The sequence below is a fragment of the Rhodococcus wratislaviensis genome (assembly GCF_900455735.1).
Taxonomy (GTDB): domain Bacteria; phylum Actinomycetota; class Actinomycetes; order Mycobacteriales; family Mycobacteriaceae; genus Rhodococcus_F; species Rhodococcus_F wratislaviensis.
On the sequence record NZ_UAUI01000003.1, the window covers coordinates 150,122 to 172,543 of the forward strand.

23 protein-coding genes are annotated in these 22,422 nt (G+C 68.0%); 18 read left to right on the forward strand and 5 right to left on the reverse strand.

Going from position 1 to position 22,422, the window contains the following annotated elements:
- The first annotated feature begins 10 nt into the window (after positions 1–10).
- From DTA22_RS08020 to DTA22_RS08060, 9 genes are all read left to right on the forward strand, one after another.
- Positions 11–2,488 carry an NADH-quinone oxidoreductase subunit G gene (locus tag DTA22_RS08020; protein ID WP_409372691.1) on the forward strand — a complete coding sequence of 826 codons (2,478 nt, stop codon included), beginning with the start codon at positions 11–13 and terminating at the stop codon, positions 2,486–2,488.
- Positions 2,485–3,837, forward strand: coding sequence for an NADH-quinone oxidoreductase subunit NuoH (gene nuoH / locus DTA22_RS08025; RefSeq protein WP_112299124.1), 1,353 nt, complete (start codon positions 2,485–2,487; stop codon positions 3,835–3,837). The genes DTA22_RS08020 and nuoH overlap by 4 nt, the downstream gene beginning before the upstream one ends.
- Entirely contained in the window at positions 3,830–4,396 is a 567-nt protein-coding gene (gene nuoI / locus DTA22_RS08030) for an NADH-quinone oxidoreductase subunit NuoI (RefSeq protein WP_112299125.1), read from the forward strand. The genes nuoH and nuoI overlap by 8 nt, the downstream gene beginning before the upstream one ends.
- 31 nt (positions 4,397–4,427) lie before the next feature.
- On the forward strand, positions 4,428–5,237 hold the full coding sequence (locus tag DTA22_RS08035) for an NADH-quinone oxidoreductase subunit J (protein ID WP_174233773.1): 810 nt from the start codon (positions 4,428–4,430) through the stop codon (positions 5,235–5,237).
- Complete coding sequence (nuoK, locus tag DTA22_RS08040) at positions 5,234–5,533, forward strand: NADH-quinone oxidoreductase subunit NuoK (RefSeq protein ID WP_005239116.1); 300 nt, start codon at positions 5,234–5,236, stop codon at positions 5,531–5,533. Before DTA22_RS08035 ends, nuoK begins: the two co-directional genes overlap by 4 nt.
- Positions 5,534–5,605: 72 nt before the next feature.
- Entirely contained in the window at positions 5,606–7,498 is a 1,893-nt protein-coding gene (gene nuoL / locus DTA22_RS08045; protein ID WP_112299127.1) for an NADH-quinone oxidoreductase subunit L, read from the forward strand.
- Positions 7,495–9,066 carry an NADH-quinone oxidoreductase subunit M gene (locus DTA22_RS08050; RefSeq protein WP_174233771.1) on the forward strand — a complete coding sequence of 524 codons (1,572 nt, stop codon included), beginning with the start codon at positions 7,495–7,497 and terminating at the stop codon, positions 9,064–9,066. Before nuoL ends, DTA22_RS08050 begins: the two co-directional genes overlap by 4 nt.
- Positions 9,063–10,685 (forward strand): NADH-quinone oxidoreductase subunit NuoN, encoded by a 1,623-nt coding sequence (gene nuoN, locus DTA22_RS08055; protein ID WP_112299129.1) that lies wholly within the window; start codon positions 9,063–9,065, stop codon positions 10,683–10,685. Before DTA22_RS08050 ends, nuoN begins: the two co-directional genes overlap by 4 nt.
- A gap of 164 nt (positions 10,686–10,849) precedes the next feature.
- Positions 10,850–11,584 (forward strand): DUF1906 domain-containing protein, encoded by a 735-nt coding sequence (locus DTA22_RS08060; protein WP_112299130.1) that lies wholly within the window; start codon positions 10,850–10,852, stop codon positions 11,582–11,584.
- 3 nt (positions 11,585–11,587) lie between these two features.
- Here the strand turns inward: DTA22_RS08060 and DTA22_RS08065 are convergent, their stop codons facing one another.
- The gene (locus DTA22_RS08065) at positions 11,588–12,091 is read right to left on the reverse strand and encodes a nuclear transport factor 2 family protein (protein WP_037231611.1); all 504 of its coding nucleotides are present in this window, start codon (positions 12,089–12,091) and stop codon (positions 11,588–11,590) included.
- A gap of 101 nt (positions 12,092–12,192) precedes the next feature.
- On the opposite strand from DTA22_RS08065, the gene DTA22_RS36030 reads away from it, so the two are divergent.
- Together DTA22_RS36030 and DTA22_RS08070 are read left to right on the forward strand one after the other, a co-directional pair.
- Positions 12,193–12,339 (forward strand): hypothetical protein, encoded by a 147-nt coding sequence (locus tag DTA22_RS36030; RefSeq protein WP_160118501.1) that lies wholly within the window; start codon positions 12,193–12,195, stop codon positions 12,337–12,339.
- A gap of 76 nt (positions 12,340–12,415) precedes the next feature.
- Positions 12,416–12,886, forward strand: a complete 471-nt coding sequence (locus tag DTA22_RS08070; RefSeq protein WP_037231613.1) for a MarR family winged helix-turn-helix transcriptional regulator — start codon at positions 12,416–12,418, stop codon at positions 12,884–12,886.
- Positions 12,887–12,896: 10 nt separating this feature from the next.
- On the opposite strand, the gene DTA22_RS08075 is transcribed toward DTA22_RS08070, so the two are convergent.
- Positions 12,897–13,247, reverse strand: a complete 351-nt coding sequence (locus tag DTA22_RS08075) for a hypothetical protein (RefSeq protein WP_037231615.1) — start codon at positions 13,245–13,247, stop codon at positions 12,897–12,899.
- A 109-nt stretch (positions 13,248–13,356) separates the two neighbouring features.
- On the reverse strand, positions 13,357–14,139 hold the full coding sequence (locus tag DTA22_RS08080; RefSeq protein ID WP_174484672.1) for an Rv1157c family protein: 783 nt from the start codon (positions 14,137–14,139) through the stop codon (positions 13,357–13,359).
- Positions 14,140–14,457: 318 nt separating this feature from the next.
- Between DTA22_RS08080 and DTA22_RS08085 the strand changes: the two genes are divergently transcribed.
- Positions 14,458–15,789, forward strand: coding sequence for a mannosyltransferase (locus DTA22_RS08085; RefSeq protein WP_112299131.1), 1,332 nt, complete (start codon positions 14,458–14,460; stop codon positions 15,787–15,789).
- On the opposite strand, the gene DTA22_RS08090 is transcribed toward DTA22_RS08085, so the two are convergent.
- On the reverse strand, positions 15,737–16,021 hold the full coding sequence (locus tag DTA22_RS08090) for a 4a-hydroxytetrahydrobiopterin dehydratase (RefSeq protein ID WP_037231622.1): 285 nt from the start codon (positions 16,019–16,021) through the stop codon (positions 15,737–15,739). The genes DTA22_RS08085 and DTA22_RS08090 overlap by 53 nt on opposite strands.
- Positions 16,022–16,079: 58 nt before the next feature.
- Here DTA22_RS08090 and DTA22_RS08095 point away from each other — a divergent pair, with 58 nt between their 5' ends.
- Positions 16,080–16,460, forward strand: coding sequence for a (deoxy)nucleoside triphosphate pyrophosphohydrolase (locus DTA22_RS08095; protein ID WP_037231624.1), 381 nt, complete (start codon positions 16,080–16,082; stop codon positions 16,458–16,460).
- 2 nt (positions 16,461–16,462) lie between these two features.
- Here DTA22_RS08095 and DTA22_RS36230 read toward each other — a convergent pair whose 3' ends face one another.
- Positions 16,463–16,630, reverse strand: coding sequence for a hypothetical protein (locus DTA22_RS36230; RefSeq protein WP_162130660.1), 168 nt, complete (start codon positions 16,628–16,630; stop codon positions 16,463–16,465).
- A gap of 343 nt (positions 16,631–16,973) precedes the next feature.
- On the opposite strand from DTA22_RS36230, the gene typA reads away from it, so the two are divergent.
- The 5 genes from typA (at position 16,974) to DTA22_RS08115 (ending at position 22,400) form a co-directional block, all read left to right on the forward strand.
- Entirely contained in the window at positions 16,974–18,881 is a 1,908-nt protein-coding gene (typA, locus tag DTA22_RS08100; protein ID WP_005239154.1) for a translational GTPase TypA, read from the forward strand.
- Positions 18,882–19,003: 122 nt separating this feature from the next.
- Positions 19,004–20,824, forward strand: a complete 1,821-nt coding sequence (locus DTA22_RS08105; protein WP_281272466.1) for an ABC transporter family substrate-binding protein — start codon at positions 19,004–19,006, stop codon at positions 20,822–20,824.
- Positions 20,821–21,699: an N-acetyl-1-D-myo-inositol-2-amino-2-deoxy-alpha-D-glucopyranoside deacetylase gene (mshB, locus tag DTA22_RS08110; protein WP_112299133.1), complete on the forward strand. Its 879-nt coding sequence runs from the start codon at positions 20,821–20,823 to the stop codon at positions 21,697–21,699. The genes DTA22_RS08105 and mshB overlap by 4 nt, the downstream gene beginning before the upstream one ends.
- A gap of 99 nt (positions 21,700–21,798) precedes the next feature.
- On the forward strand, positions 21,799–21,957 hold the full coding sequence (locus tag DTA22_RS36235) for a hypothetical protein (RefSeq protein ID WP_174233772.1): 159 nt from the start codon (positions 21,799–21,801) through the stop codon (positions 21,955–21,957).
- Between the two features lie 14 nt (positions 21,958–21,971).
- Positions 21,972–22,400 carry a hypothetical protein gene (locus DTA22_RS08115; RefSeq protein WP_037231632.1) on the forward strand — a complete coding sequence of 143 codons (429 nt, stop codon included), beginning with the start codon at positions 21,972–21,974 and terminating at the stop codon, positions 22,398–22,400.
- The last annotated feature ends 22 nt before the right edge of the window (positions 22,401–22,422 follow it).

The window sequence follows — 22,422 nt, forward strand, 5'->3', positions numbered from 1 at the left end:
AGCGCAGCGAGTGAGCGATGAGGGAAGGGCGCGCGTGAAGGGCTCCGCGCCTGCGAGCGTAGCGAGCCATGATACGAGCCTTGATGCAGTGAACGTTGTCATCGACGGTGTCGAGGTCAGTGTCCCCAAGGGCACGTTGGTGATTCGTGCCGCGGAGATGATCGGCATCCAGATCCCGCGGTTCTGCGACCACCCGTTGCTCGACCCGGTCGGCGCGTGCCGTCAGTGCCTCGTCGACGTCGAGGGGCAGCGCAAGCCGCTCGCCTCCTGCACCACGACCGTCACCGACGGCATGGTCGTCCACACCCAGCTCACGTCGCCCGTCGCCGACAAGGCGCAGAAGGGCGTGATGGAGTTGCTGCTGATCAACCATCCTCTGGACTGCCCGGTGTGCGACAAGGGCGGCGAGTGCCCCCTGCAGAACCAGGCGATGTCCAACGGGCGCGCGGAATCGCGTTTCGGGGAGGTCAAGCGCACGTTCCCCAAGCCGATTCCGCTGTCCACGGAGGTCCTGCTGGACCGCGAGCGGTGCGTGCTGTGCGCGCGGTGCACCCGGTTCTCCCAGCAGGTCGCCGGCGACCCGTTCATCGAACTCATGGAACGGGGCGCGCTGCAGCAGGTGGGGATCTACGCGAAGGAACCGTTCGAGTCGTACTTTTCCGGCAACACCGTCCAGATCTGTCCGGTGGGTGCGCTGACGGGTTCCGCGTACCGCTTCCGGGCCCGCCCGTTCGACCTGGTCTCCAGCCCCAGCGTCTGCGAGCACTGTGCGAGCGGGTGCGCCCAGCGCACCGACCACCGGCGGGGGAAAGTGCTGCGCCGGCTGGCGGGCGACGATCCGGAGGTCAACGAGGAGTGGAATTGCGACAAGGGGCGGTGGGCGTTCGCCTACGCCACCGAGCGCGACCGGACCACGACCCCTCTGGTCCGCGGCGACGACGGCACGCTGGCACCCGCCTCCTGGTCGGAGGCCCTGGCCGTCGCGGCGCGGGGACTGGCCGCCGCGCGGGGCAACGCGGGTGTTCTCGTCGGGGGCCGGTCCACCTGGGAGGATGCCTACGCCTACGCGAAGTTCGCACGAACAGTGCTCGGCACCAATGACATCGACTTCCGCAGTCGCGCGCACTCCGGCGAGGAGGCCGAGTTCCTGGCTGCCCGGGTGGCGGGGCAGCGACTCGCGGTCACCTACGAGGATCTCGACGCCGCACCGGTCGTTCTTCTCGTCGCATTCGAGCCGGAGGAGGAATCGCCGATCGTCTTCCTGCGGCTGCGCAAGGCCGCACGCGCGAAGGCCGTTCCGGTCTACTCGATCACCCCGTACGCGTCCCGTGGCCTGGAGAAGATGTCCGGCCGCCTGCTGCGGTCCGCGCCGAGTGCGGAGGCGGAGGTCCTCGACGGACTCCGCGCGGGAGACCCGGACCCGGGCGTTACTGAACTGCTGCGCCGGCCGGGTGCGGTCATCGTGGTCGGGGAAAGACTCGCCGGGGTGCCGGGGGCGCTGTCCGCGGCGGTCCGACTGGCCGACGACACGGGGGCCCGGCTGGCCTGGGTGCCGCGACGGGCCGGCGAACGCGGCGCACTCGAGGCCGGTGCGCTGCCCGGACTGCTCCCGGGTGGCAGACCGGTGGGCGATCCGGAGGCGCGGCGGCAGGTCGCGTCGGTGTGGAACGCCGCGGGCCTGCCGGACACCGCGGGCCGGGACACCGCGGGCATCCTCGCCGCGGCCGAGGCGAAGACGCTCGGGGCGCTGGTGATCGGCGGTGTCGAGGCCGACGACCTCCCCGACCCGCAGGCCGCGCTGGCCGCGGTCGAGGCGGCAGGGTTCGTCGTGAGTCTGGAACTGCGCCACAGTGCGATCAGCGAGCGCGCGGACGTGGTGTTCCCCATCGCACCGGTCATGGAGAAGCCGGGCACCTTCCTCGACTGGGAAGGGCGCACACGCGATTTCGACGCCGCCCTCCGGGCCACCGGGTCGATGCCCGATCAGCGCGTGCTCCACGCGATCGCCGGCGAAATGGGTGTCCCGCTGGGTCTTCCGGACGCCGCCACCGCACGGCGCGAACTCGAGAGGCTCGGCGCCTGGGACGGTGACTTCCCGGATCCGCCCGACCATCCGCAACCGCCGCGGCGGGAACCCGGGCCGGGGGAGGCGGTGCTCGCCACCTGGCGGATGCTGCTCGACTCGGGGCGGCTGCAGGACGGGGAACCGCACCTGGCAGGCACCGCCCGCACTCCGGTCGTGCGGATGTCCGCGGCCTCGGCGGCCGAGTCGGGTGCCGCTGACGGGGATCCGGTCACCGTGACGACGGAGCGGGGCGGCGTCACCCTGCCGTTGGTGATCACCGACATGCCGGATCGAGTGGTGTGGCTGCCCCTCAACTCGCCCGGGTCCGCCGTCTACAAGCAACTGGCCGCCCGGTCGGGGAGCGTCGTGAACGTCCGCCGCGCGGCAGGCACCAACGGGATGGTCCCGGGAGGTGCGCTGTGACGATCGAGGCCGTCTACCCCGACCCGGCGCTGTTCGGCCACGACCCGTGGTGGCTGGTTCTCGGCAAGGCCCTGGCCATCTTCGTGTTCCTCGTCCTCACTCCGCTTCTGACGATCCTGGCCGAACGCAAGGTCATGGCCTGGATGCAGATGCGCGTGGGCCCGAACCGGGTGGGTCCGCGGGGCATGCTGCAGAGCCTCGCCGACGGCATCAAGCTCGCGCTGAAGGAAGGGATCGTCCCGAAGGGTGTGGACAAGCCGATCTACATCCTGGCGCCGATCATCGCCGCGGTACCCGCGTTCATGGCGTTCGCCGTGATCCCGTTCGGCCCGGCGGTGTCGATCTTCGGGCACTACACGCCCTTGCAGCTGACGGACCTGCCGGTGGCCGTCCTCTACGTCCTCGCGGCCACGTCGATCGGCGTCTACGGCATCGTGCTCGCCGGCTGGGCGTCCGGCTCCACGTACCCGTTGCTGGGAGGGCTGCGCTCGACGGCGCAGGTGATCTCGTACGAGATCGCGATGGCGTTGTCCTTCGCGGCCGTCTTCCTGGACGCCGGAACGATGTCCACGTCGGGCATCGTCGCCGCCCAGGAACACACCTGGTACGTCTTCCTGCTGCTGCCGTCGTTCCTCATCTACGTCACGTCGATGGTCGGCGAGACCAACCGGGCGCCCTTCGACCTGCCCGAGGCCGAAGGCGAACTGGTCGGCGGGTTCCACACCGAGTACTCCTCGCTGAGCTTCGCGATGTTCATGCTCGCCGAGTACGTGAACATGGTGACGGTCTCGGCGCTCGCGACCACGCTGTTCCTCGGCGGCTGGCATGCCCCGTTCCCGCTCAGCCTGTGGGACGGCGCGAATTCCGGCTGGTGGCCGGTGCTGTGGTTCACGCTGAAGGTCTGGGGTTTCCTGTTCGTGTTCGTCTGGTTGCGCGCCACGCTGCCCCGGCTGCGGTACGACCAGTTCATGGGTCTCGGCTGGAAGATCCTGATCCCGATCTCGCTGGTGTGGGTCATGATCGTCGCCACCGTCCGGGCCTTCCGCAACGAGGGTTACGACGTCCGGTCGATCGCACTCGTCGTCGCGGGCCTCGTCGTCGCCCTCGTCGTGGTGATGCTGCTGTGGAAGCGGCTGCGCCCGGGCCGCGTTCCCGCACCCGAGAAACGGGTCGAGCCGCAGGGACGCGCGGAACCGTCCCCGGAGACACTCGAACCGTTCGACCCCATGGCCGGTGGATACCCGGTTCCGCCGATGCCGGGTCAGACGCTGCCCGCGTTCCGGCGCACGCCCGTCTCCGTCACCTCCGCGCACTCCACCGGATCGACCCAGGAGAACAGCGATGACTAAATTCCTCGGCCCCATAGCGGGTTTCGGCGTGACCTTCTCGACGATGTTCAAGAAATCGAACACCGAGTTCTACCCGGAGGAGAAGGTGCCGACGGCTGCCCGCTATCACGGCAGGCACCAGCTCAACCGTTACGCGGACGGGCTGGAGAAGTGCATCGGGTGCGAACTGTGTGCCTGGGCGTGCCCCGCCGACGCGATCTTCGTGGAGGGCGCCGACAACACCGACGAGGAACGCTTCTCGCCCGGCGAGCGGTACGGCCGGGTGTACCAGATCAACTACCTGCGCTGCATCGGGTGCGGGCTGTGCATCGAGGCGTGCCCGACGCGGGCGCTGACCATGACCAACGAGTACGAGATGGCCGACGACAACCGTGCCGGCCTGATCTACGAGAAGGACCGGCTGCTGGCCCCGCTCGAGTCCGGCATGGTCGAGTCGCCGCACCCGATGGCCCCGGGCACCACCGCCGAGGACTACTACCGCGGCGCGGTGACCGGGGGAGCGGCGGCTGCGCCGCAGGACGAATCCGGGGTCGACGACACGGCGGGGGACAGGCCGTGATCGAGGGAGGAGAGCCGACGTGGTGAACACGATGCCGTCCGCGGTCCAGCTGGTCGCGGAACCCTTCACCCAGACCTCGACGGGCGAGGGTGTGCAGTTCTGGGTCCTCGCGACCGTGGCCGTGATCGGCGCGCTCGGAGTGGTCAGCGCAACCAAGGCCGTCTACTCGGCGATCTTCCTCGCGACGACCATGATCATCCTGGCCGTGTTCTACATCGCCCAGGGCGCGCTCTTCCTCGGCGTCGTGCAGATCGTGGTCTACACCGGCGCCGTCATGATGCTGTTCCTGTTCGTGCTCATGCTCATCGGCGTCGACTCCTCCGAGTCCCTCGTGGAGAACCTCCGCGGTCAGCGGGTGTCCGCGATCGCGGCGGGACTGGGATTCGGACTCCTGCTGATCGGCGGCATCGGGAGTGCGTCCGTCTCCGCGTTCACCGGTCTCGATCAGGCCAACGCGGGGGGCAACGTCGAGGGGCTCGCCGAACTCGTGTTCATCCGGTACGTGTGGGCTTTCGAACTGACCGGTGCGTTGCTGATCACGGCGACCATCGGTGCCATGGTGCTCGCCCACCGGGAGCGTTTCGAGCGGCGGAAGGATCAGCGTGAGCTGTCCCAGGACCGCGTCCGCGAGGGTGCCCGTGTCACTCCGCTGCCCAGTCCGGGTGTGTACGCGCGGCACAACGCGGTTGACATACCGGCGTTGCTGCCCGACGGCACCTTCTCCGAGCTGTCCGTCAGCCGGTCGCTCGAACGGCGGCCGAGCCTGCCCGCCCGGGCGCTGGGCACCGCGGACGTCGCGACCCCCGAACCCGGTGCGACCGACGAGGGGAGTCGGCGATGAACCCCGAGAACTACCTCTACCTGTCGGCGCTGCTGTTCACGATCGGTGCGGCCGGGGTGCTGATCCGCCGCAACGCGATCATCGTGTTCATGTGCATCGAACTGATGCTCAACGCCTCGAATCTGGCGTTCGTGACGTTCGCCCGGATGCACGGCAACCTCGACGGTCAGGTCTTCGCGTTCTTCACGATGGTCGTCGCGGCCGCCGAGGTCGTCGTCGGTCTGGCGATCATCATGACCATCTTCCGTTCCCGCCGTTCGGCTTCCGTCGACGACGCCAACCTCCTCAAGAACTGACGGGTCCCCGATGACGCACATCCTCGAGAAGGTGACTTTGCCCGACGACGACGACCCGATCGGCGGTGCGGCATGAGCGGAACGCTCTCGTCGGCCGTGTGGCTGCTGCCCGTTCTGCCGCTCTTCGGAGCCGCCGTGCTCCTGCTGGCGGGAAGGCGCAGCGATGCGTGGGGCCATCTCCTCGGCTGTGCGACGGCGCTGGTCTCGTTCGCGCTCGGCGTCGTCTTCTTCGTCGACATGCTGGGCCGGGACGCAGCCGAGCGGGTCGTGCACCAGACCCTGTTCAGCTGGGTGCCGGTCGGTGAACTCCAGGTGGATTTCGGTCTCCAACTCGACCAGCTGTCCGTGTGCTTCGTCCTCCTGATCACCGGGGTGGGTTCGCTGATCCACATCTATTCGGTCGGCTACATGGCGCACGATCCGGAGCGACGGCGATTCTTCGCCTACCTCAATCTGTTCCTCGCGGCGATGCTGCTGCTGGTGCTGGCCGACAACTTCCTGGGTCTGTACGTCGGGTGGGAGGGCGTCGGTCTCGCCTCGTACCTGCTCATCGGGTTCTGGCAGTACAAGCCGTCCGCCGCGGCGGCCGCGAAGAAGGCGTTCGTCGTCAACCGCGTCGGCGACATGGGACTGGTCCTCGCGATCATGATCATGTTCTCGACCTTCGGCTCGATCGAATTCGCCGACGTGTTCACGCGTGCCGACGCCGCGAGCGAGGGGGTGCTCACCGCGATCGGGCTCGCGCTGCTGCTCGCCGCCTGCGGCAAATCGGCGCAGGTCCCGTTGCAGTCCTGGCTCGGTGACGCGATGGAGGGCCCGACACCGGTGTCGGCGCTCATCCACGCCGCGACCATGGTCACGGCGGGTGTGTATCTGATCGTCCGGTCCAACGCGATCTTCGACCTGGCCCCGGGCGCCCAGCTCGCCGTCGTGATCGTCGGCGCGGTGACCCTGCTGTTCGGCGCGATCATCGGCTGCGCGAAGGACGACATCAAGAAGGCGCTGGCGGCATCCACGATGAGCCAGATCGGGTACATGGTGCTGGCCGCCGGTCTGGGGCCGGCCGGGTACGCGTTCGCGATCATGCTGCTGCTCACCCACGGCTTCTTCAAGGCCGGCCTGTTCCTCGGCGCAGGCTCGGTGATGCACGGCATGAACGACGAGGTGAACATGCGCCGCTACGGCGGTCTGCGCACCGTCATGCCGATCACGTTCGTCACGTTCGGGCTGGGATACCTGGCCATCATCGGGATTCCGCCGTTCTCCGGCTTCTTCTCCAAGGACAAGATCATCGAAGCGGCGTTCGCCGCCGAGGGCGTCCAGGGCGTCGTCCTCGGAACGGTCACGCTGCTCGGCGCGGGACTGACCGCCTTCTACATGACCAGGGTGATGCTGATGACGTTCTTCGGACGTCGCCGATGGGCGCCGGACGCCGACCCACACGAATCGCCAGGGGTGATGACGGTGCCGATGATTCTGCTCGCGGTGGGTTCGGTCGCCGCAGGCGCCCTACTCGCGGTCGGCTCCTCCCTGCAGCACTGGCTGGAACCGGTCGTCGGCGCCCACCACGGCGAGCCCGCCCTGCCCGTGTGGGCGATCACCGTACTCACCCTGGTGGTGGTGCTCGCGGGAGTCGCGGTGGCCTACCGGCAGTACGCCGGGCAGCCGATCCCCGAGGTCGCGCCGGCGGAGGTCACCGCGTTCACCGTCGCGGCCCGGAAGGACCTGTACGGCGATGCGTTCAACGAGGCGGCGCTGATGCGTCCCGGGCAGGAGTTGACGCGAACACTCGTGACCGTCGACGGCAGGGGAGTCGACGGTGCCGTCAACGGGTTCGCCGCGCTCGTCGGCGGCACGTCGATGCGGGTGCGGCGCCTGCAGACCGGGTTCGTCCGGTCGTACGCGCTGTTCATGTTCGCGGGTGCGGCCCTTCTGGTCGCCACGATGCTGGTGAGGCTGTGGTGAGCGGCTTCCCGTGGCTGACCGCCCTCTGGGTGCTGCCACTCGTCGGCGCCGGTGTGGTCCTGGCATTGCCCGTCCACAAGCGCGCGCTCGCGAAATCCGTCGCCGTGGGCGTGTCCGTGGTGGTGCTGTGCCTGGCAGTCGTGCTGGCGATCCGGTTCGATCCGACCGGCGAGCAGTACCAGTTCGTGGAATCGCACGCCTGGATCCCGGCGTTCGGCACCCGGTACATCCTGGGCCTCGACGGCATCGCGCTCGTCCTGGTGCTCCTCACCACCGTTCTGGTGCCGCTGCTGTTGCTCGCGGGGTGGAACGACGGTGACACCGCGCCCGACTACGGGCAGCGGCGGATGGCCCACACATACGTGGCGCTGACGCTGATGGTCGAGGCGATGGTGATCGTGTCGTTCACCGCTCTCGACGTCCTGCTCTTCTACATCTTCTTCGAGGCCATGCTCATCCCGATGTACTTCCTGATCGGAGGATTCGGTGGGGCGGGGAGAACGTACGCCGCGGTGAAGTTCCTGCTCTACAACCTGTTCGGCGGCCTGATCATGCTGGCCGCGGTCATCGGGGTGTACGTGGTGACGGCGCGTCAGGACGCCTTCGGCGGCGGCACCTTCGACTTCCGGGTGATCGTCGCCGAAGGGCTGGACGCCGACCCCGGCGTGCTGAAGGCACTGTTCCTCGGGTTCATGTTCGCGTTCGCGGTCAAGGCGCCGTTGTGGCCGTTCCACACGTGGCTGCCGGGCGCCGCGGTGGAAGCCACCCCGGCCAGCGCGGTGCTCATGATGGCCGTCGTCGACAAGGTCGGGACGTTCGGCATGCTCCGCTACTGCCTGCAGATGTTCCCCGAGGCGTCGGCGTACTTCGCGCCGTTGGTCACGGTGCTGGCGGTGATCGGAATCATCTACGGCGCGGTGCTGGCCATCGGCCAGACCGACGTGATGCGACTGATCGCCTACACGTCGATCTCGCACTTCGGGTTCATCATTCTGGGCATCTTCGCCATGACCAGCCAGGGACAGGCCGGATCGACGCTGTACATGGTCAACCACGGCATCTCGACCGCGGCGCTGTTCCTGATCGCGGGGTTCCTGGTGTCCCGGCGCGGCACCCGCCTCATCGCCGACTACGGCGGCGTGCAGAAGGTGGCGCCGGTGATGGCGGGCACGTTCCTCGTGGCGGGGCTCGCCACGCTGTCGCTGCCGGGCCTGGCGCCGTTCATCAGTGAGTTCCTCGTCCTGGTCGGCACGTTCTCGCGCTACCAGATCGCTGCCGTGGTCGCGACTTTCGCGCTCGTCCTCGCCGCGATCTACGTGCTGTGGCTCTATCAGCGGATGATGACCGGGCCGCTGAAGGAGGGCAACGAGACCGTCCGCGATCTCGTGCGCCGTGAGATCGCGGTCGTGGCGCCGCTGATCGCCCTGCTGCTCGTCCTCGGCGTCTACCCCAAGCCCGTGCTGGACGTCATCACCCCCGCGGTGAGCCACGTCCTCGTCACCGTCGGTCAGCACGATCCTGCACCCACCGTCGCCGGGCAGGACCCAGAGGGAGGCACACACCGATGAGTACCTCCGAACTGCTACTCGCCCAGTCCACGACGTTGCGTGCGCCGGACATCGAATACGGTCAGCTGGCACCCATGTTGATCGTGTTCGGCGTGGCGGTCGCCGGCGTGCTCGTCGAGGCGTTCCTGCCCCGGCGCGGCCGCTACTCCAGCCATCTCGTACTCGCGCTCGGGGGACTCACCGCCGCGTTCGTGGCCGTCGTCATGCTCGCCGGGACCAGCGACTCCGCCGTCGGGGGCGCGGTGGCCGTCGACGGTCCGACGCTGTTCCTCCAGGGAACCATCCTGCTGATCTCGATCCCCGCGATCCTGCTCATCGCCGAGCGGAGCGTCGACAGCGGGGTCGGCGCGGCGACCGCGGAGGTCACGGCCACTAGTGCAGCCGAGCCGGAAGGCGGAACCGACGCCTTCACCCCGCAGGCGTTCGCCGTCCCCGGCAGCGTCGCCGAACGGGAGGCCACCAAGAACGCCCCGGGGCATACCGAGGTCTTTCCCCTCACCCTGTTCGCGGTCGGCGGAATGCTCCTGTTCCCGGCATCCAACGACCTCCTCACGATGTTCGTGGCGCTCGAGGTGCTCTCGCTGCCGCTGTACCTGCTGTGCGGGCTGGCGCGGCGTCGCCGCCTCCTCTCGCAGGAGGCGGCGCTCAAATACTTTCTGCTCGGGGCGTTCTCGTCGGCGTTCTTCCTGTTCGGTGTGGCGTTGCTGTACGGCTACGCCGGCACGGTCGAGTTGCCGCGGATCGGCGACGCGCTCGCCCGGGGCACCGACGACAAGACGCTGGCGCTGATCGGTACCGCGCTCCTGTCGGTGGGCCTGCTGTTCAAGATCGGCGCCGTCCCGTTCCACTCGTGGATTCCCGACGTCTACCAGGGTGCGCCGACGCCGATCACCGCGTTCATGGCGGCGGCCACCAAGATCGCGGCAGTGGGTGCGATGCTGCGCATCTTCTACGTGGCACTGCCCGACCTGCGCGCGGACTGGCGGCCCGTGATGTGGGGCGTCGCCATCCTCACCATGGTGGTCGGTGCGGTCATGGCGGTCACGCAGAACGACGTCAAGCGGATGCTCGCGTACTCGTCGGTTGCGCACGCCGGGTTCATCCTCACCGGTCTGATCGCGGCCAACCGGGCGGGTCTGTCGTCCACGATGTTCTATCTCCTGGCGTACGGATTCAGCACGCTCGGCGCGTTCGCCGTCGTCACCCTGGTGCGGGACAGCCGGGGCGAGGCGACGGACCTGTCGCGCTGGGCGGGGCTGGGGCGGCGTTCGCCACTGGTGGGTGGCGTCTTCGCGCTGTTCCTGCTGGCGTTCGCCGGAATCCCCTTGACGAGTGGGTTCGTCAGCAAGTTCGCGGTCTTCCAGGCCGCCATCGAGGGCGGTGCCGTTCCGCTCGTCCTCGTCGGTGTCGTCAGCAGCGCGATCGCGGCGTTCTTCTACGTCCGCGTCATCGTCCTGATGTTCTTCTCGGAGCCGCAGAGCGACGCCCCGACGATCGTGGTGCCCAGCATGTTCACCGCCGCGGCCATCGCGGTCGGAGTGGTGGTGACGGTGGTGCTCGGAATCCTGCCGCAGGGTGCACTCGATCTCGCGGACCAGGCTGCGGTGTTCTTCCGCTGACTCGGGGCGCCGCCAGGCCGGTGCGGGTCGCGAGTGCCCGATGTGACGGATGTAGTCCAAGTGGCTGGCGGGACCCGTGTGAGTGTGGTGGAATGCAAAACGGACAACATACCGACTGAGCGAGAGTGAATGTCGGAGACACGCCGGAGCGCGACCGATCGGATATGGGGGCCACAGTGCAGATTTCTCGACGAGACCTGTTCCGGTACGCGGCAGCGGGATCCGCCGTGGCCGGGATTGCGGCGCTCACGTCCACCACGTCCTCGGTCGCCGTCGCGAAGGCGGACAGCCTCGGCATCCTGATCGACTACGCCGGTGGGGTGCCGTCGGCGGACGCCATCCTCGAAGCCGGCTATGCCGGCGCCATCCGCTACGTGTCCGACCGCCGTCCAAGCGCCGAATGGATGGAAGGCAAGCCGATGCTCGCCGACGAGGCGCAGGCGTTGCTCGACGCCGGACTGTCGGTCGTCTCGTGCTACCAGTTCGGCAAGGGGCCGACGGCCGATTGGCGCGGCGGGCTCGAGGCGGGGAAGCGGCACGCGGAGCGCGGACTCGAATTACACCTCGCTGCAGGCGGTTCCGAGGACCGGCCCATCTACGCGTCCATCGACGACAATCCCACGCCCGCCGATTTCCTGACCATGATCGCCCCGTATCTCGCCGGGTGGGAGTCGGTGGTCGGCAAGGCCAATACCGGTATCTACGCCAATTCCAAGACACTGGATCTGGCGGTCCTCGCCGGGCTCGGGTCGTGGTACTGGCAGCACGACTGGGGCACGCCGGAGGGGTACGTCCACCCGTCGGCGCACCTGCATCAGTACGAGATCGATGCGAGCAACGTCGACGGGGTGGGCATCGACCTCAACGACATTCTGAAGCCCGACTACGGGCAGTGGTGACGGCTAGGCCGCCGGTTGCCCGCCCATCCTCGAGAGCCACTCCCGGGCGTCGTCAGGTAGCCTGCCGACGGCTTCCGCTGCGCGGCACCACTTCTTGGCCGCGGCGAGGAAATTCATCGGGTTGTACGCGTCTTCCTCGCGCGACCACAGGTTGTCGCCGGCGTAGTGCAGGATCGTGATGTTGGCTGCGGCGTGTTCCGAACCGTCGCCGGGATCCTCCATGGGGTTGTCTATCTCGCAGATCACCCATCCGCGGTCCTCGTCGATCACGTACCAGTTCGCCGGGAACGATGTCATCCGGCTGCCGGGGAAGGCCGACATGGTCCGCGTGACCCATGTCCGAATGGCCTCGCGTCCGTCGAAGTCTCCGAAGGCGTGCTCGACGTACGTGGCGTCTTCCGTGAAGAGGTCGGCGAAGCCGTTCCAGTCTCCGAGTTCGACGCAGCGGCTGACGGTCCGCTGGTAGTGCGCGAAGGCCTCTTCGAGCTCGGCACGACTCCACGGCATGTGTGCATCCCTTCTCTCGTCCGGCGCCCCGATTGTGAGCGCCTCGGAAAATAAGAACACGTTTCAGTTCGAGTGTGGGGCGTTATCCGGTGGATGGGAGTGTGAAACGCTCCGCGAGGCAACTCCGATTACCTGTTGTCACTCTTTTCACTCTGAACCCGGAGGTTCTCCCGATGGAACTGCTGGTCAATTTCGTGTACACCGTCGCCTCGGTCCTCTACACCGCGCTGTTCGTCAACGGATCCTGATGAAAAATGTGCACACTACACACTGTGTGTATGGTGCACAATAATGCCTCGGGCAGAATGACGGTAACTAGGGGAGGTGTCGGTGTCCGAACGCGACGAGGTGGCGGCAGATGTCGAGAACGAATTGACATTGCTGTCGCGCTATCACGCCCATGCGCAACGGGCGGGATTCCAACTCGACCGTTCCGCCTACCTCCTCCTCGGACGTCTGGAACTGGAACATCCGCTCAGCCTCAAACAGCTTGCCGAGGCATTCCGGCTCGACATCTCGACGATCAACCGGCAGATCGGCGCCCTGCTGAAGCGCGGGCTCGTCGATCGCGTCCCCGACCCGGACGGGGGAATGGCCCGCAAGGTCGAGGCCACCGCGCTGGGGCTCGAACAGCTTCACGCCGACCGGGCGCTGGGCCGAAAAGGAGTCGAGCGCATCATCGCCGAGTGGAGCGACCACGACCGGGACGAGCTGCGGCGGCTGCTGACGAAGTTCAACGGTGAGATCGAGAAGTACGACGGCAACTCCTGGCCGCGCGCCGGACGGACGTCCTGACCGGATCGCGTCAGGACTGGACGTGCGCGGTCGCGTCCCGGGCGAGGTCCGGTTCCTCGGCGATGACCGTGAGGTGAGGGTGTTCCGGCGGCGAGTCGTGCCACCCCTTCCACGACATCAGGGACCACCGCGACAGCCCCGACAGTGCAGACCCGAGGCTGGCGAACGAGCCGGTGCTCAGTGCCGAGCCGGCCGACCCGACCGACCCGATGGAGAGCACCGAGCCGACACTCCCGATGGACAGGATGGAGTAGGCGGAACCGATCGAGAGGATCGATCCCTCCGAACGGATCGACAGTATGGAACGCCGGGCGTGTCGCGATCGCAGTGAGTGGTCTGGTGTGTGGTGCGTCGAGGGCATCCCTCGGTCTACCACGGTGGTGCCGTCGGCAAACAGAGAAGCGGTGCAGACATGAGCGAAGGGCCCTTCCGGAAAAATCCGGAAGGGCCCTTCGCTCAGCTGTGGAGAGTTACGCGACCTGGAACATGCCGACGGTGGGGAGGAAGCTGCACGTGATCGGCGCGGCGCCTTCCTTCTGCGTGGTCAGTCCGCCCGACACGACCGCGAGGACGCGACCCGGGCCGGTGTCCGCGATCGCCGACAAGGTTGCCGGTCCGTCGGGGTTGATCTTGGCCTCGTTGGTGAGGTTCTGGGTGGCGCGCCGCTGGTTGTCCAGGTTGATCCACGTCACGGTCAGTGGATTGGGCTGTTCGGCGGCAACGGAACTGGTTCCGAGGGCGGTGAACACGAAACCGGCCTGACCTGCCTTGGGTCCGGGCGGGGGCAGCTGGGCGGGACCGGGGACCGCGAGTGCGGTGCCCACGGAGTCGGCGCCCTCTCCGATGCAGCCCTTGCCGATGGTCGGGTAGAGGAACTGCGCGATGACGGGTGCGTTCTCCTGCGGGATCTCGGGTCCGCCGCCGCCACTGCCGTCGAGGAACGTGATGACGCGCTCGAGGGTGGACTTGAGCTCCGGCGGGATTCCGGGGGCCTCGAGAAGGTTGCGGGCCTGGTCCAGGATCGCGTCCTGAGGTCCTGCTGCGATGTCTTCGGTACCAGCGGCTGCGCCGATGATCGCGGGTGCGAACGATGCGAGCATCTCCACGGGGATGCCTTCGGGCACGGGCGGCGGCGTCGGCTGCGCACTCGCCTGGGCCGGCACTGCCATAGCGGCTGCTGCGGCAACAGCGAGAGCAGTCACTGCTCTGCGCATACCTCGGGTTCGAAGCACAGTCTCCCCATCCTTAGTCATAACAGCGTGGACGACAACTCAATCCACGTCTGACGGCTCGGGGGGTCACTCTATGTACAGCGCCCCCGGGTTGTACAGCTCACGAGTTCGTTCACCGATAGCTGCGGCATCCCGGTGGGAGTGTATGGCATACAGACCCCGACGGTGATCTTCCGGTGACCATAGCTTGTGGCACGTGTGGTTCGTGTGATTGGTGATGCAACTGTTACGCGCGGCTACGGACACCTCGGGGGCCGCGGAGGGCGCCGTCTACGCTGTGCGGGACCGTTTCGGGATCGGCTGAGACATCTACACACCTCACGGGGAGAGCACCACACTGTGTCCGACCATGCAGCGTCCGACGACGGAGCAGCCTCCGACGACCCGTCCTCCGTGCGTTCTCCCGCGTCCCGGGGAGCGTCCGCCCTGCACGGCTTGTTGCGGTGCGCGCCTGTGCTTCTCGTGTTGTCGGTGCTCGGGCGCATGGCGTGGACGCTGTTGAGTCCCAACGGGATGAACCTCGTCGACCTGCACGTCTACGTCGACGGTTCCGAGGCGCTCCGTGGTGGCAGTCTCTACGACTTCACCTATTCGGAAGTGACACCGGACTTTCCGCTGCCGTTCACCTACCCACCATTCGCCGCGCTGGTCTTCTTTCCCCTGCATTACCTGCCGTTCCCGCTGGTCGGGGTCGGCTGGCAACTGCTCACGATCCTCGCCCTGTACGCGCTGGCGCGAATGAGCCTGGGGCTCGTGCTCGGAGACGCCGCGCACAGCCCGCACTGGCGGGCGGTCGCGGTGCTGTGGACCACGGTGGGGGTGTGGGTGGAACCGGTGCGCACCACGCTGGACTACGGCCAGATCAACGTGTTCCTCGCGCTGCTCGTGATGACCGCGGTCCGCAGCTCCCGGTGGTGGCTGTCCGGTGCGCTCGTCGGTTTCGCCGCCGGGATCAAATTGACCCCGGCGATCACCGGCCTCTACTTCCTGATGCAGCGCCGGTGGAAGGCCGCGGTCTTCTCGGGTGTCGCGTTCGCCGCGACCGTCGGAGTCAGTTACCTCCTGATCGGCTCGGAGGCGCGGGAGTACTTCACCCACCTGCTCGGTGACGCCGATCGCATCGGGCCGGTCGGCTCGGTGTGGAATCAGTCCCTGCGCGGCGCGTTGTCGCGGCTGCTCGGGTACGACGTCGAGACGGGCGTCCTCTGGATGTTTGCCGTGGCGGTCACGGTGGTCCTCGCCGTCCTGGCCTGGCGGGCGATCGCCCGGGACGATCGGCTCGGCACCCTCGTCATCGTCGAGTTGCTGGGGCTGCTCGTCTCACCGATCTCGTGGTCGCACCACTGGGTGTGGGTCATTCCGATGCTGATCTGGTTGCTGCACGGCCCCTACGGATCGATGCTGGGCACCCGGATCCTCGCCGGATACTGGCTCGTCACCACCCTCATCGGCGTGCCGTGGGTTCTCAGCTTCTTCCAGGACTCGATCTGGCTGATCTCCCGGCCCGCGGTACTCGCGTGGCTGGGCACGGTCGACGTCGTCGGCGCATTCGGTGTCTACGCCTGGGTGGCCTACGCCGGACGCCGCACACAGCGTGCCGCCGCGGTCACCGGCACGATCAGCCCGCCAGTGCGTCGATCTGCGCAGCAAGATCCAGATCCAGCTGCGTGAGCCCGCCGGCGGAATGCGTCGACAGCGTGTAGGTGACCTTGCGCCACCTGATGTCGATGTCCGGATGGTGGTTCGCGGCCTCCGCCGCCTCCGCGACCTTCCCGACCAGCTCGACGGCGTCGGGGAAACTCGGCGACTCGACGGTGCGGACGAGGGAATCACCCGCCCGCCGCCACCCGGGCAGTTCTGCGAGCGCGGTGTCGATCTCTCCGTCTGACAGCAACTCGGCCATACCCCATGATGGTGCGGTGCCAGTGGAACGTGCAAGGCCTGCCGACCACACCGGAGAGGTGGTGGCGGCCGCGATCATCGTCGACGGCCGGCTGTTGCTCGCGCAGCGGACGCGGCCCCCGGAACTCGCGGGACAGTGGGAGCTGCCCGGGGGCAAGGCGGAGGCGGGGGAGACCGCCGACGACGCGCTGCGCCGCGAACTGCGAGAAGAGCTCGGGGTCGAGGTGTCGGGCGGCGACCGGATCGGTGAGGACGTGCCGCTGCCCGACGGCCGGGTGCTCCGCGCGTACCGGGTCGAACTGGTGTCGGGAACGCCCGTCGCACTCGATCACGCGGAACTGCGGTGGGTGGACGGACGGGAACTGGGGGAGATCGACCTCGTCGGCAACGACCGCGGGTGGGTGCCGGACCTGCGGCTGCACTTGAAAGGGTGGGGCTGACCTCAGGCTGCGCGGGCCTTCTTGAGCCCCTTCTTCAGTTCCTTCTTGGAAGCGCCCTCGTTCTCGAGCTTCTTCATGCGCATGATGACCACCGGGCACTTGATGCAGCGCGTCTTGCTGCGGCAGCACTTCTTCTTCGGTTTGAGACCCGAGACCTTGCTGGCCTTCACCTTGCCCATACTCGGCGCGGCCTTCCTACTACGGTGAACACCGGTATCTGCCGGCTCCACCCAGGTTAGCGTCCCCTCAGCTTTCGGCCCCGATCCACACCCGAGACAGGCCGAATTCGACGTGGCGCAGATCACTTTACGCTGGTCGGGCAGGCCCCGGGCGGCCGGCGATGCGCGAAGTAGGCGCTCGGGCGGGTAGTATTCACGTGGCCGCGATGCCTGCACTGGGCGATTTACCATCGCCTCGACGAGGATTCTGAATCGAGATGACAAGGCGGCCGCCAGAAAGCCGTGCGAGGGAACTTTCGCGTGGCCGAATCAACTCAGCCAGGAGAGCCACCGCGTGACCATCACCAGCTTCCGTAACGTTGCCATCGTCGCACACGTCGACCACGGCAAGACCACCCTCGTCGACGCCATGTTGCGCCAGTCGGGGGCATTCGAGGAGCGCGCCGAACTGGTCGATCGCGTCATGGACTCCGGCGACCTCGAACGCGAGAAGGGCATCACCATCCTCGCGAAGAACACCGCCGTCCACAAGCATCACGGTGACGGCAGTGTCACGGTCATCAACGTCATCGACACCCCCGGTCACGCCGACTTCGGTGGCGAGGTCGAGCGCGGCCTGTCCATGGTCGACGGTGTCGTCCTGCTCGTCGACGCGTCCGAGGGTCCGCTGCCGCAGACCCGCTTCGTGCTGCGCAAGGCGCTCGCCGCGTCGCTGCCCGTCATCCTGGTGGTCAACAAGACCGACCGGCCCGACGCCCGCATCGAAGAGGTCGTCTCCGAGAGCCACGACCTGCTGCTCGACCTGGCCTCCGACCTCGACGACGAGGCAGCGGAAGCCGCCGAGCTCGCCCTCGACCTTCCCGTTCTGTACGCCTCCGGCCGCGAGGGCAAGGCGTCCAAGGTTCAGCCCGAGAACGGTCACGCACCGGACGCCGAGAACCTCGACGCCCTGTTCGAGGTGCTCCTCAACTACGTGCCCGCGCCCAAGGGCAACGTCGACGCGCCGCTGCAGGCTCACGTCACCAACCTCGACGCCTCCGCGTTCCTCGGCCGCCTCGCGCTGGTCCGTATCCACAACGGCGAGCTGACCAAGGGTCAGACCGTCTCCTGGTGCCGCGAGGTGGACGGCGAGCCCGTCGTCACCAAGGCCAAGATCACCGAACTGCTCGCCACCAAGGGCGTCGAGCGTCAGCCCGCCGAGAAGGCCGTCGCCGGTGACATCGTCGCCGTCGCCGGTTTCCCCGACATCATGATCGGCGACACCCTCGCCGACCTGGAGAACCCGGTCCCGCTGCCGCGGATCACCGTCGACCAGCCCGCCATCTCGGTGACCATCGGCACCAACACCTCGCCGCTCGTCGGCCGGGTCAGCGGACACAAGCTGACCGCCCGCATGGTGAAGTCGCGTCTCGACCAGGAACTCGTCGGCAACGTCTCGCTCAAGGTCCTCGACATCGGTCGCCCCGACGCCTGGGAGGTCCAGGGCCGTGGTGAGCTCGCGCTCGCCATCCTGGTCGAGCAGATGCGCCGCGAGGGCTTCGAGCTGACCGTCGGCAAGCCGCAGGTGGTCACCCGTCAGGTCGACGGCAAGGTGCACGAGCCCTTCGAAGAGCTCACCATCGACAGCCCCGAGGAGTACCTCGGCGCCATCACCCAGCTCCTCGCCAACCGCAAGGGCAAGATGGTGCAGATGGCCAACCACGGCGCGGGCTGGGTCCGGATGGAGTTCATCGTTCCCTCGCGCGGCCTGATCGGCTTCCGCACCGACTTCCTCACCGAGACCCGCGGCACCGGCATCGCGAACGCCGTCTTCCACGGCTACGCGCCGTGGGCCGGCGAGATCCGCGCCCGCCACACCGGCTCGCTCGTCTCGGACCGCACCGGTTCGGTCACCCCGTTCGCGATGATCCAGCTCGCCGATCGCGGAACGTTCTTCGTCGAGCCCGGCGCCGACACGTACGAGGGCATGGTCGTGGGCATCAACCCGCGCCAGGAGGACCTCGACATCAACGTCACCCGCGAGAAGAAGCTGACCAACATGCGTCAGTCCTCCGCCGACGTGATGGAGACTCTCGCCAAGCCCATCAAGCTCGAGCTCGAAGGCGCGATGGAGTTCTGCGCCGGCGACGAGTGCGTGGAGGTCACCCCGGAGGTCGTGCGCGTGCGCAAGGTGCACCTGTCGGCCACCGACCGTGCCCGTGAGCGTTCGCGTTCCAAGGCCCGCGACAAGGCGGCCCTGTAGTCGGCTCGTCCGACCACGTCAGACACAACCGGGCGGATGTACCTTCGGTCGATCGGCGACCGAAGGTACATTCGCTCGTGGGTTTCCGGAGCCTTCCGGTCTCTCTGAGGAAAGGCGGCGCGGTGGTTGCTGGGGGTCGACTCGAGAGAGTTCGAGGAGTGCGGGGCCGAAGGCGTGGGAACGGTGCGGCAGTGACCGCGCTCCTGCTCGCAGTGTCGACGGCGATGCTCACGTCGTGCACCGCCGATCCGCCCCCGCCGGTCGAGAGCACCGACAGCCCCAAGCCGACAGTGTCGCCGACCGAGAAGCAGCCCGTCGTCGTGGCCATCGACGACGTGGGCAGCGGATTCAACCCGCACCTCCTGTCGGACCAGTCGCCGGCGAATTCCGCGGTCAGCGCACTCGTGCTGCCGAGCCCGTTCCGGCCGGTGCCCGATCCCGCCCGCCCGGGCGGAAGCAACTGGATTCCCGACTCCTCACTCGTGATCTCCGCGGACGTCACGTCGCAGGAGCCGTTCACCGTCACGTACCAGCTGCGGAACGAGGCACAGTGGTCCGACGGTGCGCCCATCGCCGCCGAGGACTTCCGTTACCTGTGGCAGCAGATGATCAGTGCCCCCGGCGTGGTCGACCCCGCCGGTTACGAACTGATCGAGGACGTCAGGTCGTCCGGTGGCGGGAAGACGGTCAGCGTCGTGATGAAGGCCGCCTATCCGGCGTGGCGTGAACTCTTCACCGACCTGCTGCCGTCACATCTCATCAAGGATTCTCCCGGTGGCTTCGCGACCGGACTGTCCGAGAACATCCCGGTGTCCGGCGGGCACTTCCACATCAAGTCGATCGACCGCGGACGCGACGAGATCCTGCTCGAACGCAACGACCGGTTCTGGGACAAGCCGGCAACTCCCGACCAGATCCTGATGCGCCGCGACGGCACGCCGTCGCAGCTCGCCGACTCGATGCGCAACAACGACACCCAGATCGTCCAGATTCACGGGGGCACAGCCACTTCCGCCCAGCTCGCGGCGATCCCCACGGTGCGGACCGGTGCGTCGTTCCAGCCGCGCGGACTCGACCTCACACTGAACGGCCGGGTTCCCGAACTCGCGGACGTCCGGGTGCGGAAGAGCCTGCTGGAGCTGCTGGACACCGAACTGCTCGCCGTCGTCGGCGCCGGCAGCGAGGCGGCGGCGGTCCCGGCACGCTCGCAGGTCTACGCCCCCTCCGATCCCGGTTACACCGCCACCGCCCCCGCGCGGCCGAGCCGCGAACAGGTGCTGGCGCAGCTGGCCGAATACGGATACGTCGCCGAAACACCCACGGACACCGTCGTTCCCGCAGGCGCGGCCCCGTCGACCCGGCTCGTCCGCGCCGGCGTCCCGCTGACGCTCGTCATCGGGACACCCGAGGGTGACGACACCGCGAGTGCGGTCGCCAACACGGCAGCCGACCAGTTGCGCGGCGCCGGCGTCGACGCCACCGTGACGTCCCTGCCCGCCGAGGAGCTGTACGGGGAGTCGCTGAGCAAGGGCGACATCGGAGCAGTCGTCGGATGGTCGCGCGCCGGGTCCGACCCCGCCACGGCGCTCGCGTCCCGTCACAGCTGTCCGCCCGCAGTGGTCGCGGCAACTCAGCAGAACACCGAAACCACCGGCCCGGAACGTGATGCGGTCTCGGAAGCCGAGGCCCCGTCGAACCTGTCGGGAGTCTGCGACCCCACCCTGCAGCCGTCCATCGACGCCGCGCTGCGTGGGGTCGGCGATGTGCCGCAGGCTCTCGCCGACGCCGACCGCAAACTCTGGGATCTGGCTGCGGTGCTGCCGATCATGCAGGACCGCACGCTGGTCGCGGCGGGACCGGGTGTCGACGGGGTGTCGCTGTCGGGCGCCGTGCCGGTCGGAATATTCAGTGACGCAGCGGACTGGAGCAGGATCAAGGAATGAGTGAGCGGCGACTTCTGCTGGTCCATGCCCATCCCGACGACGAGACCCTCACCACCGGCGGCACCATCGCGCGCTACGCCGCCGAGGGTGCCGACGTTCACGTCCTGACGTGCACGCTCGGCGAGGAAGGCGAGGTGATCGGCGAGGAGTGGGCGCAGCTGGTCGCCGACGCCGCGGATCAGCTCGGTGGGTTCCGGATCGGCGAGCTGACGTCCGCGCTGTCGTGTCTCGGTGCGGGAAGGCCGCGGTTCCTCCTGGGGGCGGGGCACTTCCGTGATTCCGGCATGGCGGGCACGGCGTCGGCGGCCGATCCGCGCGCCTTCGTCAACGCAGACCTCGACTCCGTGACGGCTGCGATGGTGGCGGTCATCCGGGAACTGCGGCCGCACGTCGTGGTCACCTACGACCCCGACGGCGGGTACGGGCACCCCGACCACATCCAGGTGCACACGATCACCACCGCGGCCGTCGAGGCGGCGGGTTCGGCGCGGTACCCGGACCGCGGCGAACCGTGGGACGTCGCGAAGCTGTACTGGACGGTGACCGAGGCGAGCGCGCTCGAGTCGGGAATCCGCCGAATCGGCGACATCCCCGACGGCTGGCGGCTGCCGGAGCCCGGCGAATTGCCGAGCGTCCCGGACACCGATGTGACGACGGTGATCGACGTGCGGGGCGTGCTCGACGCGAAGACGAAAGCGCTGTCGGCGCACGCCACCCAGGTGACGGTGGCGCCGAGCGGTACCGAGTACGCGCTCTCCAACGACATCGCGCAGCCGATCCTGGCGGAGGAGCATTTCGTGCTGGTCCGCGGCGCCGCCGGGGATCGGGACGCCGACGGCAGGGAGCGGGACCTCTTCGCCGGCATCGGTCACTGACCGCAGGTATCTGTGACGAGGGTTGCGTATTACACTGTGGCCCACGTCACGCAGCGGCCCCGGTCGAGTCCGTGTGACACCCGTCAGGAGAGGCGATAGATGTACAACTGGGATGTTCAGAACGCCATCGTCGCGTTCGTCGATACGCTCCGGCCGTCGTGGCCGGCCCAGCACGACCTGTACTTCGGTGTGCTGTACGGATTCGCCGACATGCAGAGCCATTTGCTGACCCTGCTGGGCTACCCGCCCGTCGCCTGATCCACTATTGACACATGACCGTCGGCACCGCAGCGAAACCCGGGCACCTCGATGTTCTGGGGAGGGTCACCCTCGCGCTGCTGGTGTTCGACGGTTTTCTGTGCGCCGTCCTCTCGGTGCTCTTCCTGCCGGCCTACCTCGGCGCCACACCGTTTCCGATCAGCATCCTCGCCGCCGCGGTCGCGAACCTGGCGCTGGTGATCGCTGCCCGGTCGACGACCGGCCGGGTGGGGACGGGAGTGCTGCCGCTCGCGGGGTGGGGGTTCGGTTTCCTGCTCTGCATGTTCGGCGGTCCGGGCGGCGACGTGCTCCTGCTCGCGTCCGTCTGGACCCTCCTGCTCCTGTTCGGCTCCCTTGTCCCGGCGGCGGTCTACCTGTGGAAAGTCAGCGCGAAGGCGGCCTTCGGACCTGTTTCGCCGTCGGTGGGCGAGGGTACGCGGTAGCCACCAGCAGCCTGCTGAAGGA

Bases quoted from the DNA above. Each gene is read 5' to 3' on its own strand.
- nuoI (WP_112299125.1), top strand. From the start codon at position 3,830: ATGACTAAATTCCTCGGCCCCATAGCGGGTTTCGGCGTGACCTTCTCG.
- DTA22_RS08035 (WP_174233773.1), top strand. From the start codon at position 4,428: ATGCCGTCCGCGGTCCAGCTGGTCGCGGAACCCTTCACCCAGACCTCG.
- nuoK (WP_005239116.1), top strand. From the start codon at position 5,234: ATGAACCCCGAGAACTACCTCTACCTGTCGGCGCTGCTGTTCACGATC.
- nuoL (WP_112299127.1), top strand. From the start codon at position 5,606: ATGAGCGGAACGCTCTCGTCGGCCGTGTGGCTGCTGCCCGTTCTGCCG.
- nuoN (WP_112299129.1), top strand. From the start codon at position 9,063: ATGAGTACCTCCGAACTGCTACTCGCCCAGTCCACGACGTTGCGTGCG.
- DTA22_RS08060 (WP_112299130.1), top strand. From the start codon at position 10,850: ATGGGGGCCACAGTGCAGATTTCTCGACGAGACCTGTTCCGGTACGCG.
- DTA22_RS08065 (WP_037231611.1), bottom strand. From the start codon at position 12,091: ATGCCGTGGAGTCGTGCCGAGCTCGAAGAGGCCTTCGCGCACTACCAG.
- DTA22_RS08075 (WP_037231615.1), bottom strand. From the start codon at position 13,247: ATGCCCTCGACGCACCACACACCAGACCACTCACTGCGATCGCGACAC.
- DTA22_RS08080 (WP_174484672.1), bottom strand. From the start codon at position 14,139: ATGACTAAGGATGGGGAGACTGTGCTTCGAACCCGAGGTATGCGCAGA.
- DTA22_RS08090 (WP_037231622.1), bottom strand. From the start codon at position 16,021: ATGGCCGAGTTGCTGTCAGACGGAGAGATCGACACCGCGCTCGCAGAA.
- mshB (WP_112299133.1), top strand. From the start codon at position 20,821: ATGAGTGAGCGGCGACTTCTGCTGGTCCATGCCCATCCCGACGACGAG.
- DTA22_RS36235 (WP_174233772.1), top strand. From the start codon at position 21,799: ATGTACAACTGGGATGTTCAGAACGCCATCGTCGCGTTCGTCGATACG.
- DTA22_RS08115 (WP_037231632.1), top strand. From the start codon at position 21,972: ATGACCGTCGGCACCGCAGCGAAACCCGGGCACCTCGATGTTCTGGGG.